Source organism: Romboutsia timonensis (assembly GCF_900106845.1).
Taxonomy (GTDB): domain Bacteria; phylum Bacillota; class Clostridia; order Peptostreptococcales; family Peptostreptococcaceae; genus Romboutsia; species Romboutsia timonensis.
In genome coordinates this window covers 2,167,125-2,181,013 of record NZ_LT629850.1, presented here as the reverse complement: position 1 = coordinate 2,181,013, position 13,889 = coordinate 2,167,125, and the positions used below count along the sequence as shown (strand labels likewise).

Here is a 13,889-nt window from a genome sequence, read left to right as displayed (position 1 = left end):
AATTAGTGAGGAAAGTAATAACTACGATAACATTATGTAGTATAATATTTAGTACAAGTATTGTTTATGGTCAAAATAAACAAGTAGATTTAGAAAAAAAACTAACTGAAAATAGGAATAGTCAATTACGATTAGATGAACAAATAATAGAATTAAATTCTAAAATAATTGAAGTTGAAGAAAAAATATTATCTACTAATGAAGAAATAAGCAAACTTGATTTGCAGATAAATGAGATAAAATCTGAAATAAATGAATTAGAAAATAATATACAAAATAATAAAGATAAATTATCTAAAAGAATAAAAGTAATAAATAGCAATTATTCTATGAGCTATATAAAGATTTTATTAAATAGTTCATCAATATCTGACTTTTTTAATAATGTATATATAGTAAAGCAAATTGTAAAACAAGATAAAGAAGTTTTAACAGAACTTGATGAAAATAAACAAGAAATAGAAGATAAAAAGAGCCAAATAGAAAATAAAAAGGTTGAGCAAGAAGAGTTAAAATTATTATTAGAAATAGATAATGAATCTTTAAATAATGATAAAATAGAACTAGAAAAATTAAAATCTGAATTAGAAAAAGAAGAAAATGAATTAGAATCAGAAATAGAAAAAATAGCAGCGCAAAGTGTTGTCAATGGAGAAGGACAAGTTATATCTAGTGGTTCTTGGCCAGTGCCAGGGCATTCTAGAATAAGCTCTCCATATGGATATAGAATACATCCAATTTTTAATACTAAAAAGATGCATACTGGAATAGATATACCAGCACCAACAGGAACACCTGCAGTAGCTATAGACTCAGGAAAAGTTATATTTTCAGGGACTAAAGGAGGATATGGTAACACTGTTATGATACAGCATGATGATGGAAAAGTAACTCTTTATGGGCATAATAGTAAATTAGCAGTGTCAGTAGGGCAAAGAGTAGAAAAAGGGCAAGTAGTATCTAAAATAGGTTCTACAGGTAACTCAACTGGTCCGCATCTTCATTTTGAAGTAAGAATAAACGGAAAGCATGTAAATCCAGTTCCGTATATAAAATAAGTATTAAAAAATAAGTACCTTATATATTATAATATTATAGGTACTTATTTTTTGCGTATAAAGAAATTATATCATAACTATATTTGTGGATATAGTAGTCGAACTTAAAAAAAGTTCGTAAATAGATTCTTCAAGGCTCTTGTTATTTTTAGTTATTTTTTTCAAATTTTTCTTTAATGTTGCCCAATACTTTTCTATAGGATTTAAATTTGGAGAATATGGTGGTAAAAATATTAGTTTTAGATTTTTATTAGCATTTTTACATAATTCGTATAATCTACTCTTACAATGAAATGTTGCATTATCCATTACAATAGCTTTATTTTTTTCTACTTCATTTAAAAACATTTCTTTAAACCATTTTTCGAAAAACTTACTATCCATTATTTTATCGTACACTAAAGGAGAGATAATCTTATCTCCACATTTTCCTGCTACTATATTTGTTCTTTTGTATTTTTTACCTGGTATTTTATCGTAAACTTTTTTACCTCTTATAGCTCTTGCATATTCTCTATAAATATAACCTTGTATTCCTGTTTCATCAATATATACTATATCTTCTTCGCTAAAGTTTTTTATCTCATTTAAATATTTATTTACTTTTTCCTTACATTGTTCTTTGTATGAAGTTGTCTTTTTTTTCGTGTTATATTTAATTTCTTTAATGCTTTTCTTATTGCACACTCACTACAATTAAACTCCTCTGCAATCTCAACTAAATATGCATCTGGATGTTTTTCTATATATTTAATTAACTTTTCTGGATAAATCTTTTTTGGTTTTCTAACCTGTATTTTTACTTCACCTAATTTACCTTCCTTTTCTTTATTTATCCACCTAGTTAGTGTTGTTTCAGATATTTTAAATACTTTACAAGTTTCTTTGTAAGTATGGCCTTCTCTTTGGTATTCTACTGCTCTTTGTTTAAACTTTATATCATAACTCATATTATATTTGTTAGCTTATTTAATAATTTTCATACCTTTATTATTAAGTTCGTTTACTATAAAACCTTTAACAAAGCAACTTTTACATGAATAGTTATAGTAATAAGACAAGTCAACTGAATTTATTTCTTTGAAGACATTTTCTTTTTCTTCACTTTGACAGGATAATAATTTTATTATAAGTTTTATACATTTTAAGTAACCACAATTATAAGATTCTGTTAGTTCGAAACCATCAGTAAATATGTTCTCTGTTTTATTTGTAAATATAATTTTTATAGATTGATTTTGACAAGTATTTAACTCGCAAATACAGTTAAATAGTTCTGATCTCATGTTCATATTTACCTCCTATCAAAACGTTTGTTCTGAATATAGGTTCTCCTAGTTATAAATAAAAAAACAGGTAAATATTGCACTATTTGTTTCGTTTAGGAATTTTAATTCCGTTAATTTGTAAAAAGATAAATAAATTTAGACTATGTTTTAAATTAGTGTTGAAAGTGATAAAATATAATTAACTTGGTAATTGTTATATATTACCAAATATATAACGATAAAATCATAAAGTTAGGGTGTATGCATATGGATTTTTTTATAAATATAGGTCTTGTAGGCATAGCATTTATATTTTTAGGTAAATTAACAAATAAAGAAAATAAAAATATACAAGAATTTAATAATTTACAATTTCTAAATAAACTTATTTGTTATATGGAATCAGAATTATTCGCAAAAATACACCTAAAGTACGGATTACAATTATTGATTTGCGGTATAATTAGTGTTTTCTATTAAGGTAAGATGTTCATAAAATTAATATATTACAAAATAATTTATATAAAAATAGCTAGACAATTGAGACTCCAATATGTCTAGCTATTTTATTATTTGTCACACAATTGTCTAACAAAGTCTTATACTTTAATAAAAGGTTGAAGAATGATAAAAAAATGTGTTATTTGCTGTTATTTGGGTATATTGTATAAATAATAATCAATATTATATAAAATTTAATAGAAAATTTTGCTTACTTTTACTATATCTATAAATATTAAAAAAAATATACAAATTTTTTAAGAATATTATTTACAAAAACAAAAAACATATATATAATAATTAACTGTAATTGAAAATGATTATTAGATTAAATAGAGAAAGGGTAATATTATGAAATTAAAAAAGTTATGTTCGGCAGTGGTTGCTTGTGCAGTCTTAATGACAGGATGTTCAGCGACAACAACAGAAGAAAGTAAAAATGATATTCAAAATACATCAGGAAAATATCCAATAAAAATACAACATGCATACGGTGAAACTGTAATTGAAAGTGAGCCAAAAAATATTGCTACAATATCTTGGGGGAATCATGATGTTCCTTTAGCATTAGGAGTAGTTCCAGTAGGAGTTTCTAAAGCTAACTACGGAAAAAGTGATGAAAATGGATTATTACCATGGACAGCACAAAAATATAAAGAATTAGGTGTTGAAAAGCCAGTTGTTTACGATGATATAGATGGATTAGATTATGAAGCTATAAGTGATTCAAATCCAGATGTTATATTAGCAGCTTATTCAGGAATAACTCAAGAAGAGTATGACTTATTAAGCCAAATAGCTCCAGTAGTAGCATATCCAAAAAATGCTTGGCAAACATTATGGAGAGAACAAATAACTATGGATGCAACTGCAATGGGTAAACAAGCTGAAGGTGAAAAATTAGTAAAAGATTTAGATGCATTAATAAAAGAAAAGACTGCTAATTACACAGACTTAAAAGGTAAAACTGCAGTATTCTGTTACTTTAACCCAGCTGATTTAGGTAAGTTTTACATATATCTACCAACAGATCCTCGTGCAGCATACTTAACTGACTTAGGATTATCTTTCCCAGAAAGTATATCTAAGTTAGGAGCAGATAGCTTCTCAATAGAAATAAGTGCTGAAAACATAGATGTATTAAAAGATGCTGATATATTAGTCGCTTATGGAAATGATGATTTATTAAAAGCATTACAATCAGATGCTTTATTAGGAACTGTTCCTGCAGTTAAAAATGGTGCAGTAGCACTTATAGAAGATGGTTCAGTATTATCTGCATCTTGTACACCTAGTGCATTATCAATACCTGCAACAATAGATGAATACTTAGAAATATTAGGAGCGGCTGCATCTAAGGTTAAATAATTAGATAAGTAGCGTATAATTAAAGAAAATGAAACTATCAAAATCAAAATCAACAGTAATATATTTACTTAGTTTTATTTTGCTAGGAATGTGTATCTTGGCCTCACTTGCATGGGGGTCAAGATATATTCATTTTAGCGAAGTAATTAATTCTTTAACACAAAGTAAAGATATGTCTTTTAATGCATTAGTAGTTCGTGAGCGTATACCAAGAACGGTATTTAGTCTTATTGCAGGGGCATCTCTTGGAGTATCAGGAGCACTTATGCAGTCAATTACTCGTAATCCTATAGCTGACCCTAGTATTTTAGGTGTAAATACAGGAGCATCTTTATTTGTAGTAATAGGGATTACATTTTTTAATTTAAGCACAGCTAATGGATATATTTGGTTTGCACTTGTTGGAGCAGCTATTACAGCTATTTGTGTATATGGTATAGCATCTATTGGTGCTGGAGGTATTACACCTATAAAACTTGCTTTAGCAGGTTCAGCAGTTAGTGCAATCTTATCATCTTTAGTTAGTTTAATAATACTTCCACGTGCAGATGTTATGGATGCATATAGATTTTGGCAAGTAGGAAGTTTAAGTGGAGCAACATGGGAAAGTATTAAAGCTGTACTTCCATTTCTGATTGTAGGATTTGTTATAAGTATAGTATCAACACCAGCATTAAATGCACTATCTTTAGGTGATGAATTAGCTACTGGTCTTGGTGTAAATACAGGATTAGTTAGAATTTTATGTGCAATAGCAGGTGTTATATTATGTGGTGCAACTACAGCAATAGCAGGTCCTATTGGGTTTGTAGGTTTAATGATACCACACACTATACGTCTTATTTTTGGTTCAGATATGAAAAATTTAATTCCTATGTCGGCAATTGGAGGAGCAATTATTTTAACTATTTCAGATGTTATAGGTAGAATAATTGGTAGCCCAAGTGAGCTTGAAGTTGGAATTATTACAGCATTTTTAGGAGCACCAATACTTATTATGATAGCAAGGAAAGCGAAGGTGAAAAGTATATGATAAAAAGTAAGAATAGTATAATTACACAAGGTTATAAACAAAGAAAGAATCGTTTAATAGGTGTTACTATTTTACTTGCAGCATTAACTTTATGCCTTTGCACTATGATGCTTATATATGGAAATACTAAGTATCCACTAGATGTAGTTATAAAAGTACTAAGTGGAGAAAATGTAAAAGGTGCAACTTTTGCAATAGAAACACTTCGTTTACCAAGAATGCTTTGTGCTTTATTAGTTGGTATGGCTTTTGGTATTGCAGGAAACACATTCCAAACAATGCTTAGAAATCCATTAGCAAGTCCAGATATTATAGGTGTTACATCAGGCTCAAGTGTGGCAGCAGTTTTCTGTATACTAATGCTTGGTATGAGTGGTCCTAGTGTATCTATTATAGCCGTTATATCAGGACTTATAATAGCAGCACTTATATACTTATTATCTAATGATGTAAGTTTTTCAGGAAGTAGATTAATACTTATTGGAATTGGTATACAGGCTATGTTACAAGCTGTAATATCCTTTTTATTATTAAAAGCAACACAATATGATGTTTCTGGTGCACTTAGATGGTTAAGTGGTAGTTTAAACGGAATGACAATGAAAAGTGTACCAAGCTTATTTGTAGTAGTAGTTGTATTTGGAACTATTATTGTATTACTAACAAAATACCTTCAAGTTTTAGAACTTGGAGATGAATTTGCAACTACTCTTGGAATTAGAGTAAATTTAGTAAGAGTTATATTAGTTTTAAGTGCAGTATTTTTAATTGCTTTTGCAACTGCAACAACAGGTCCAATTGCCTTTGTTGCATTCTTAGCAGGACCGATAGCATCAAAGCTTGTAGGGAAAGGTTCGCCAAATGTAATACCTTCAGCTTTAGTTGGAGCTTTATTAGTACTTGCATCTGATATGATTGGACAATTTGTCTTTAGTACAAGATTCCCTGTAGGTGTTATAACAGGAATACTAGGAGCACCGTATATGCTATTTTTATTAATATGTGTAAATAAGAGAGGGGAAGTATAATGAATAATAATCAACACTCATTTGAGGGAAAAAATATAGTAACAGGCTATGATAAAAAGATTATAATTGATGGCGTAGATATAACTATTCCAAGCAATAAAATCAGTGTTATTATAGGTTCAAATGGATGTGGAAAGTCAACTTTACTAAAAACACTTGCTAGGTTAATTAAGCCAATTTCAGGTGATATTGTTATTGACGGTAAGAAAGTTACTTCAATGCCATCAAAACAATTAGCTAAGGTTTTAGGACTACTTCCTCAATCACCAGTAGTTCCAGAAGGTATAACAGTTTGGGATTTAGTATCAAGAGGTAGATTTCCATATCAAACAATGTTAAAAAGTATGAGTAAAGAAGACTTTGAAGCAGTAGAAGAAGCACTTGAAATAATGGGAATAACAGACCTTGCAAATAGATGTGTAGATGAGTTATCTGGTGGTCAACGTCAAAGAGTTTGGATTGCCATGGCACTTGCTCAACAAACAGATATACTTCTTTTAGATGAGCCAACTACATATCTTGATATAGCTTATCAAGTAGAAATTCTAGATTTATTAACGGACTTAAATCGTAGAAGAAATACAACTATTGTAATGGTACTTCATGATATAAATTTATCTGCTAGATATGCAGATTATATATTTGCTCTTCGTAAAGGTAAATTAATTAAACAAGGTTCTCCTGATGAAGTTATAACATCAGAACTTATTGATACTGTATTTGGATTAGACTGTGAAGTTATAAAAGATCCAGTATCAAATTCACCATTTATAATACCAAAAGGAAGACATTATGTTAATGTATAAGATAAAAAAGATATTATACTAAATTTAGTGTAATATCTTTTTTAAATTCTATCATGTTTAACTTAGAACATGATAAGTTAGGAGAAATATATGACAAGTAAGATAGAGACAACAAATGAATTAAGAGATGATAAAGTATTAAGACTAGTTATAAAGTACTCAATACCAGCTATACTAGCTATGATGGTAACATCTTTATACAATACAGTTGATAGGGCTTTTATAGGTTCTATGAAAGATGTAGGTGCTTTAGCTATATCAGGGCTTGGAGTTACTATGCCATTTATGACAATACTAGGAGCATTTTGTGTTGGACTTGCAGTTGGAGGAAGCACTAATATAGCTATAAAACTAGGAGAAGGTAACAAAGAAGAAGCAGAAAAAGCCTTAGGTAATACCTTTGCTATAGAGCTATTTGTAGGTATAGCAATGATGATTATATCAGCATTTTTCTTAGAGGATATATTATACTTCTTCGGAGCTAGTAGCGATACTATAAAGTATTCAATGGATTATATGAGTGTAATAATGTGCGGTGCATGGTTTAACTTACCAGGATTTGCAATGAATAGTGCAATAAGAGGTGAAGGAAATCCTAAACTTGCCTCAAAAATGATGATAACTAGTTGTTTACTTAACTTAATATTAGATCCTATATTTATATTTGGATTTGGTATGGGAATCAAAGGTGCAGCTTTAGGAACTGTTATATGTCAGTTAGTAATTTGCCTATGGTCAACATATTACTTTACTAAAGGTAAATCAAACTTAAAACTAAGATTAAAGAATATAAGAATAGAATCAAAAATAATAAAAGGAATACTAGTAATAGCTTTAACACAATTCTGTATGGAGTTATCAGCAGGATTTATACATTTAATAACTAATAAAGTTTTAAAACTATATGGTGGAGATTTAGCTATAGGAGCAATGACTGCTATAACATCTATAAATTTATTATTCTATATGCCTGTATTTGGTATAAGCCAGGGTATGCAAACTATAATTGCATACAACTATGGAGCTAAGCAATTTGATAGAGCTAAAAAGGCATTATCAATAGGTATGATAGGAGCAATAGGAATATTATCTTTGGGACTTATAGCAACTAGACTATTCCCAGAGATACTTATAGGAATATTCACTAAAGACGCTACACTTATGGAGTTAGCTCTTAATGGAATATCTATATATTCATTAACACTACCAGCAGTAGGTATATGTATATTAGGTGCAGTTTATTTCCAATCAATAGGAAATGCTAAAATGTCAATAGTACTTAGTCTACTAAGACAAGTAATAGTATTTATACCATTAATATTATTAATACCTAAGTTACTTGGATTAAATGGTGTATGGGCAGCTCAACCATTAGCAGATATAATAAGTACGCTGATAATAGTAGGATTTTTAATAAAAGAATTTAAAGTAGATTCTGTTAGAGAATTATCTTATAGATAAATAATAAAAATAGCTAGATATATTGGAGTTTCCGTTGTCTAGCTATTTTTATATAAATATTTTTATATAGCTATTGATTTTTTATTATTTAAGATATATCTCATTTTAAGTTGTAAAATAACATATATAAAATAAGTATTAAAAAATAAGTACCTTATATATTATAATATTATAGGTACTTATTTTTTGCGTATAAAGAAATTATATCATAACTATATTTGTGGATAACCTATGAATATAAGTAATATCAATAATTTTATAAACGTAAAAAATGACATTTTTGAGTAACGGATGTATCCGTAGTGGTAGCAAGGATATATCGTTGGCGAAATGAGCGAAGCGAATTTTTTATGTATAAGAAAATTATAATATTTTTTGTAGATAATTTCTGAATATAAGTAAAATCAATAACTTTAAAAATATAAAAAATAATATTTAGAGCAATGGATGTAACTGAAATGATTCGTCAACACATTGCTCAAAGTGGTATTGAGTGTCATATCATTGGTGATATGAAGCTCTTCGCTGACACGTGTATTAAGCAAATCGAAGTTTTTATTATAAAAAGGAGAATAATTATGAAAGAATATATAGTTGTGGATTTAGAAACAACAGGGCTAGATCCATATAAAGGCTGTGAAATAATAGAGATTGGTGTAACAGAAATAACTAAAGGTGAAATAGGAAGGAATTATTCAAGATTAATAAAACCTAAAAATCATATACCTTATTTTATAACAGAGATAACTAATATAAGTGATGATATGGTAGAAAATGAAGAAAGTATAGAGCAAGTTTTACCTAGATTTAGAGAATACTTAGGGGATAAAATTATGATAGCTCATAATGCAAAATTTGATTTAAAATTTTTAAATTATTATTTAGAAGCTTTAAACTTAGAGCCTATAACAAATTACATTTGTACATTAGAGATGCTAAAACAAGTAAAATCATATAATGGTAAGAATAAAAAGTTAGAAACTGCTTGTAGTTATTATAATATAGAAAATAAAAATGCACATAGAGCTGATAGCGATACGTTGGCTACGGCAAAACTATTTTTAACAATAAAAGATAAAATATAAAAAGAAGCTAATAAGCTTCTTTTTATATTAAAATATTACTTATTTATATTTCCAGCATTTAATAGTAAGAAATTTGTTGCACAGTCTATTCCAGTTCCAAATTCAGGACTATCCTTATACTTATCAACTTGATCAGAAGACACTGTAGTTCTATCTATTTCACCAGCATTGTATAGATTTATATCTGTGTTTGAATCTTTACTTATTTTAACATTAATAGAATCTAACTTAACAGAGTTACTATCCCAATAAGCTTGATTTTTACCCATTGCATATTGATCATTTAATTTCCATGTTTTTAGTATAAATGGTCCATTAAATATGCTATTTTCAATGCTAGTTCCATACTTATCACCTTTAGATTCTACGAATTTTTGATTTTGAGGATAAAAAGATGTAGACGCTACCATTTTATCAAAATAAGGAACAGGTCTATTTAACTTAACTTCTAAAGTATAATCATCTATTGCTTTTACACCAACACTGTCTCTATCAGAATTTTTAGATAAATTATAATCTTTTGCGCCAACAATATCATAGAAGATACTAGCAGTTTCACATGCAGTAGCAGGGTCTAAAGTTCTTTTCCATGCATACTCGAAATCATGGGCAGTAACTTTTTCACCATTAGACCACACTGCATCGTCTCTTAAATTAAATGTCCAAGTAAGTCCATCTTCTGAAACTTTCCAAGACTTAGCCATACCTTCTGATGCATTGAATTCTTTATCTAATCTAGTTAATCCCTCCATGGTATTAGAAATAACTTCACTAGATAATGCATCTTTTACAAGACTAGTATCTAAAGTAGTGATGTCATCGCTATTACTCATATTAAGAGTTTTATTAGGTTTATCTACATCTGCATACTTATATAAGTATTTAGGGCCGTAAGGATTAACTACTATATCCTTTACATAATCTTTTTGTAAATAAGCAAATCCCCTTTGGTAAATAGGGACTAAGTAGGCATCATTTAATAAAACTTCTTCAGCATTTTTATATTCAGTCCAAGCTTCTTTAGTAGTTGAAGCTTTCTTAGCTTTATCTAGAAGAGAGTTATATTCTTTACTATCGTATCCAGTGTCTTCATAATAAGTGTTATTTAAGCTAAAAGTTTCAAGATAAGTCAATGGATCTGGATAGTCTGGACCCCAACCGCTAAATGATATATTATAATCGCCATTAGCTAAAGCTTCCATTCTTTGTTTCATAGGCATTTGTTTTAAATCAATTGTAAGACCATCTAAATCTCCTAGCTCGGATTGTATGTATTCACCTAATCTTTTACTAAATTCAGTATCTGTAAGAACTAATTTTAATGTTACATTCTCAAATCCTAATTCATCTTTAGCTTTTTGCCAATACTTTTTAGCTTCCTCATCATTATTTTCATAACCTAAGTTACCAGAGAAATCGCTATAGTCTCCAAGTTCAGAGTCTATTGCTAATTTAGATGGAACGAATTTATTTGTAGCTATAGAACCATTATTTAGTATAGTTTCAACAAATGATGTTTTATCAATAGCCATAGCTATTGCTTTTCGAGCATTTATATTTTGCATCACATCACTTGGATCAACAGCATTACTTTCATTATTGCTAGAGCTGCTACATCCAGTCAGCATTAAAATACTAATAAGTATTGCTGTACTTGCTTTTACAAATTTTTTCATTAGTATCCCTCCATTTAATTTATATAACTATAATTATATGATTTTTCTGACAAAATAATCCTTAGTACATTTTATTAACGTATTAATATATTAGCAATATTATTAATAATTTTTTATAAAAAATAAATTTTATATAGAAAGAATTGATATTTACATTGAGAGATATTTATGAAGAGTAAAACTAGATTAATTGAAATTTTTATAAATAGTGTTTAATCTTGAATTAAATTCATAGTATATAAAGATGAATTTACTTTACAGGGGGTTAATATCATGAATTTAATATCTATAAATATATATAGAGATAGAATTCAATTTGAAGTATTTTCTATATATAATGATAAGAGAGATATTATCATCCAAAATGAAATAAGAATACCAGTATCATTTAGTATGGGAGATAAGTTAGAATATATAAGAAAATTTATGAGTATGATAATAAATCAAAATAAAGTAAAAAAGGCATATTTAAATATAAAAGATAAATTAGAAGTGTATACTATAAAAATAGAGGGAACTTTAGAAGAAGTACTATCAAGTTATGGGGTGGAGATATGCAATTAAGTACTCAGTTTGACTTTGAAGTAATAAATAATATAAAGTCAGAAGGTGTTAACTCATCTTTATACATGGTAAAAGACTTACAGGTTGGATCTAAATTTATACTAAAACAAATAGATAAGAAAGGTCTAAAAGAACCTGAAAGATATTTTGAAGAATCCAAAAAAATATATAAACTAAAGCATCCTAATATAATGGAAATACATTCAGCATCTTATGATAATGAATATATATATATAACGATGCCTTACTTAAAAAATGGATCACTTCAGCATCTAATAGAAAATCAAAACCTTACACTAAGACAAATAATAAAATATTCATTAGATTTTCTTTCAGCGATATATTATGTTCATGAAAATAATATTGTACACTGTGATATAAAGCCTAATAATATATTGATAAGTAATGAAGGAAGTGCAATACTTACAGATTTTGGTTCAGCATTATATTTAAATAATCTAGGTAATGCAAGGTTAAAAAATGTATACTATAAGCACATAGCTCCAGAACAATGTACAAATTCAACAATAAATAAAAAGATAGACATATATCAAATAGGAACTACACTATACAGGTTGTGCAATGGCAATGAAGAGTATAATAAGCAAGCAAGACGATATAAAGATTTAAATAGTCTAAAGATTGCTTGTGCAAAAGGAAAATTTCCGATTAGAAAAAAATATTTACCACATATACCAAAAGAGATGATAAATATAATTGAAAAATGTATTAATGTTAATACTTATGATAGGTATGATAATGTTTTACAAATTATGAATGATATATCATCTATAAATACACATTTAGATTGGTATCATAATAAAGAAAATGAAGAAAAATTTACATGGACTTTAAATACTAACGATAATTATATAAATATAATGTTACTTAAAGTAGGAAATATGTGGGAAATTATAGATGACTATAGAGAAAGCTTATATGTTGAAACAAAGGCAAAAGGCTATAGAGCTATAAGAGATATAATAAAAAAATATGAAAAAATAGCCTTACTTTAATCCGATCAAGTAAGGCTATAAAAAGGGGTAAAATATATTATAAAAAGGGGTTTATTAGGGAATATATTTTATTTGGGGAGTAAAATAATCGGTTATTAGGGGAATAACCTTGAATTAATAATATCAAAGTTCGACAAAAAAATCAATAGAAATGTCGAAAAAAATAATAAAAAATATAAAAAAATAATAGTACAAATTTATATTTAAAAATTACTTTAATTTAACTAATGATGAATGAAATTTTTTCCTATGCATAAAATAAGAATAAATTGTTAGGAGGAAAATATGAAGACTAAATTTTTTAAAAGTATAGTTACTATATTTTTTTTGTTATGCTTATCTACAGCTTCTATTTGTTTAGAAAAAGAATATATAACTGAAGAAGATATATGGACAAGCAATATAAATGATAAAGCTATAAATATAAAGGTAACAGATATAGCTATAAACAATACATCTATAGAATTGGATGAAGTTTATAATGCATCAGCTATAATAACTGTGGATGTAAAAAACAATGGTTTAAACGATATAGAATTAGCTAATTTAGATGTATATCCATATCAAGGTAGCTTAGCTACTAAATATTTTGTAAGTACATATAAAGATGAGATAAGTGGATTTATAGGAAACCTAAAAAGTGGAGAAAGCAAAACACTAAAAATGGGAGTAACACTACATAACACAAAAGAACCTATAAGATTGGAATTTTCTGATATAGAAGATATTAGAAATACTACAATAGTAAAAACTATAGATATAAAATAAAAAAGAAAAGCAAATGCTTTTCTTTTTTTTACTACTCAGGTTGAGGAGCATCAACTGGACATACACTATTGCATGTACCACATTCTATACATATATTTTCATCTATTATGTATTTGTCATCTCCTGCAGATATGCAGTTAACTGGACATTCTGGCTCGCAAGCTCCACAGCTTATGCAAGCATCTGTTATAAAGTAAGCCATTTATAGCACCTCCTTAAAAAAATAGTACAAAATATATAATTCCCTAAATTTATAG

At 27.8% G+C, this 13,889-nt stretch carries 16 protein-coding genes; 11 read left to right on the top strand and 5 right to left on the bottom strand.

Translation table 11 applies throughout. From position 1 onward, the window contains the following. The first annotated feature begins 5 nt into the window (after positions 1–5). On the top strand, positions 6–1,058 hold the full coding sequence (locus BN7997_RS15915) for a murein hydrolase activator EnvC family protein (protein WP_071121170.1): 1,053 nt from the start codon (positions 6–8) through the stop codon (positions 1,056–1,058). Between the two features lie 66 nt (positions 1,059–1,124). Here BN7997_RS15915 and BN7997_RS12990 read toward each other — a convergent pair whose 3' ends face one another. The 3 genes from BN7997_RS12990 to BN7997_RS12980 are packed head-to-tail and all read right to left on the bottom strand — an operon-like array spanning position 1,125 to position 2,350. Beyond that, on the bottom strand, positions 1,125–1,745 hold the full coding sequence (locus tag BN7997_RS12990; protein WP_143023211.1) for an IS630 family transposase: 621 nt from the start codon (positions 1,743–1,745) through the stop codon (positions 1,125–1,127). Beyond that, positions 1,658–2,008, bottom strand: a complete 351-nt coding sequence (locus tag BN7997_RS12985) for an IS630 transposase-related protein (protein WP_071119193.1) — start codon at positions 2,006–2,008, stop codon at positions 1,658–1,660. Before BN7997_RS12985 ends, BN7997_RS12990 begins: the two co-directional genes overlap by 88 nt. Before the next feature lie 15 nt (positions 2,009–2,023). Continuing rightward, positions 2,024–2,350: a hypothetical protein gene (locus tag BN7997_RS12980; protein WP_071121169.1), complete on the bottom strand. Its 327-nt coding sequence runs from the start codon at positions 2,348–2,350 to the stop codon at positions 2,024–2,026. A 243-nt stretch (positions 2,351–2,593) separates the two neighbouring features. Between BN7997_RS12980 and BN7997_RS12975 the strand changes: the two genes are divergently transcribed. The 7 genes from BN7997_RS12975 (at position 2,594) to BN7997_RS12945 (ending at position 9,608) form a co-directional block, all read left to right on the top strand. Beyond that, a complete protein-coding gene (locus BN7997_RS12975; protein ID WP_071121168.1) occupies positions 2,594–2,806 on the top strand; it encodes a hypothetical protein in 213 nt (70 codons plus the stop codon). A 372-nt stretch (positions 2,807–3,178) separates the two neighbouring features. Continuing rightward, complete coding sequence (locus tag BN7997_RS12970; RefSeq protein ID WP_071121167.1) at positions 3,179–4,195, top strand: iron-siderophore ABC transporter substrate-binding protein; 1,017 nt, start codon at positions 3,179–3,181, stop codon at positions 4,193–4,195. A 28-nt stretch (positions 4,196–4,223) separates the two neighbouring features. Next, positions 4,224–5,228, top strand: a complete 1,005-nt coding sequence (locus BN7997_RS12965; RefSeq protein ID WP_071121166.1) for a FecCD family ABC transporter permease — start codon at positions 4,224–4,226, stop codon at positions 5,226–5,228. Then, positions 5,225–6,256: a FecCD family ABC transporter permease gene (locus BN7997_RS12960; RefSeq protein WP_071121165.1), complete on the top strand. Its 1,032-nt coding sequence runs from the start codon at positions 5,225–5,227 to the stop codon at positions 6,254–6,256. Before BN7997_RS12965 ends, BN7997_RS12960 begins: the two co-directional genes overlap by 4 nt. Further along, positions 6,256–7,062 carry an ABC transporter ATP-binding protein gene (locus BN7997_RS12955; RefSeq protein WP_071121164.1) on the top strand — a complete coding sequence of 269 codons (807 nt, stop codon included), beginning with the start codon at positions 6,256–6,258 and terminating at the stop codon, positions 7,060–7,062. The genes BN7997_RS12960 and BN7997_RS12955 overlap by 1 nt, the downstream gene beginning before the upstream one ends. Before the next feature lie 90 nt (positions 7,063–7,152). After that, a complete protein-coding gene (locus BN7997_RS12950; protein WP_330385881.1) occupies positions 7,153–8,523 on the top strand; it encodes an MATE family efflux transporter in 1,371 nt (456 codons plus the stop codon). Positions 8,524–9,101: 578 nt separating this feature from the next. Then, the gene (locus tag BN7997_RS12945) at positions 9,102–9,608 is read left to right on the top strand and encodes a 3'-5' exonuclease (RefSeq protein ID WP_071121163.1); all 507 of its coding nucleotides are present in this window, start codon (positions 9,102–9,104) and stop codon (positions 9,606–9,608) included. Positions 9,609–9,643: 35 nt separating this feature from the next. Here the strand turns inward: BN7997_RS12945 and BN7997_RS12940 are convergent, their stop codons facing one another. After that, a complete protein-coding gene (locus BN7997_RS12940) occupies positions 9,644–11,284 on the bottom strand; it encodes an ABC transporter substrate-binding protein (RefSeq protein WP_071121162.1) in 1,641 nt (546 codons plus the stop codon). Positions 11,285–11,557: 273 nt separating this feature from the next. Between BN7997_RS12940 and BN7997_RS12935 the strand changes: the two genes are divergently transcribed. The 3 genes from BN7997_RS12935 to BN7997_RS12925 all read left to right on the top strand — a co-directional run bounded on the left by BN7997_RS12935 (position 11,558) and on the right by BN7997_RS12925 (position 13,632). Then, positions 11,558–11,848: a hypothetical protein gene (locus BN7997_RS12935; protein ID WP_071121161.1), complete on the top strand. Its 291-nt coding sequence runs from the start codon at positions 11,558–11,560 to the stop codon at positions 11,846–11,848. Then, positions 11,839–12,864 carry a serine/threonine-protein kinase gene (locus BN7997_RS12930; RefSeq protein ID WP_071121160.1) on the top strand — a complete coding sequence of 342 codons (1,026 nt, stop codon included), beginning with the start codon at positions 11,839–11,841 and terminating at the stop codon, positions 12,862–12,864. Before BN7997_RS12935 ends, BN7997_RS12930 begins: the two co-directional genes overlap by 10 nt. A gap of 285 nt (positions 12,865–13,149) precedes the next feature. After that, positions 13,150–13,632: a hypothetical protein gene (locus BN7997_RS12925; RefSeq protein ID WP_071121159.1), complete on the top strand. Its 483-nt coding sequence runs from the start codon at positions 13,150–13,152 to the stop codon at positions 13,630–13,632. A 31-nt stretch (positions 13,633–13,663) separates the two neighbouring features. On the opposite strand, the gene BN7997_RS12920 is transcribed toward BN7997_RS12925, so the two are convergent. After that, the gene (locus BN7997_RS12920; protein WP_071121158.1) at positions 13,664–13,834 is read right to left on the bottom strand and encodes a 4Fe-4S binding protein; all 171 of its coding nucleotides are present in this window, start codon (positions 13,832–13,834) and stop codon (positions 13,664–13,666) included. Positions 13,835–13,889: the final 55 nt, after the last annotated feature.

Excerpts from the sequence above, each read along its gene's own strand:
- BN7997_RS12985 (WP_071119193.1), bottom strand. The coding sequence starts at position 2,008 with ATGAGTTATGATATAAAGTTTAAACAAAGAGCAGTAGAATACCAAAGA.
- BN7997_RS12980 (WP_071121169.1), bottom strand. The coding sequence starts at position 2,350 with ATGAACATGAGATCAGAACTATTTAACTGTATTTGCGAGTTAAATACT.
- BN7997_RS12975 (WP_071121168.1), top strand. The coding sequence starts at position 2,594 with ATGGATTTTTTTATAAATATAGGTCTTGTAGGCATAGCATTTATATTT.
- BN7997_RS12970 (WP_071121167.1), top strand. The coding sequence starts at position 3,179 with ATGAAATTAAAAAAGTTATGTTCGGCAGTGGTTGCTTGTGCAGTCTTA.
- BN7997_RS12965 (WP_071121166.1), top strand. The coding sequence starts at position 4,224 with ATGAAACTATCAAAATCAAAATCAACAGTAATATATTTACTTAGTTTT.
- BN7997_RS12960 (WP_071121165.1), top strand. The coding sequence starts at position 5,225 with ATGATAAAAAGTAAGAATAGTATAATTACACAAGGTTATAAACAAAGA.
- BN7997_RS12955 (WP_071121164.1), top strand. The coding sequence starts at position 6,256 with ATGAATAATAATCAACACTCATTTGAGGGAAAAAATATAGTAACAGGC.
- BN7997_RS12950 (WP_330385881.1), top strand. The coding sequence starts at position 7,153 with ATGACAAGTAAGATAGAGACAACAAATGAATTAAGAGATGATAAAGTA.
- BN7997_RS12945 (WP_071121163.1), top strand. The coding sequence starts at position 9,102 with ATGAAAGAATATATAGTTGTGGATTTAGAAACAACAGGGCTAGATCCA.
- BN7997_RS12940 (WP_071121162.1), bottom strand. The coding sequence starts at position 11,284 with ATGAAAAAATTTGTAAAAGCAAGTACAGCAATACTTATTAGTATTTTA.
- BN7997_RS12935 (WP_071121161.1), top strand. The coding sequence starts at position 11,558 with ATGAATTTAATATCTATAAATATATATAGAGATAGAATTCAATTTGAA.
- BN7997_RS12930 (WP_071121160.1), top strand. The coding sequence starts at position 11,839 with ATGCAATTAAGTACTCAGTTTGACTTTGAAGTAATAAATAATATAAAG.
- BN7997_RS12925 (WP_071121159.1), top strand. The coding sequence starts at position 13,150 with ATGAAGACTAAATTTTTTAAAAGTATAGTTACTATATTTTTTTTGTTA.
- BN7997_RS12920 (WP_071121158.1), bottom strand. The coding sequence starts at position 13,834 with ATGGCTTACTTTATAACAGATGCTTGCATAAGCTGTGGAGCTTGCGAG.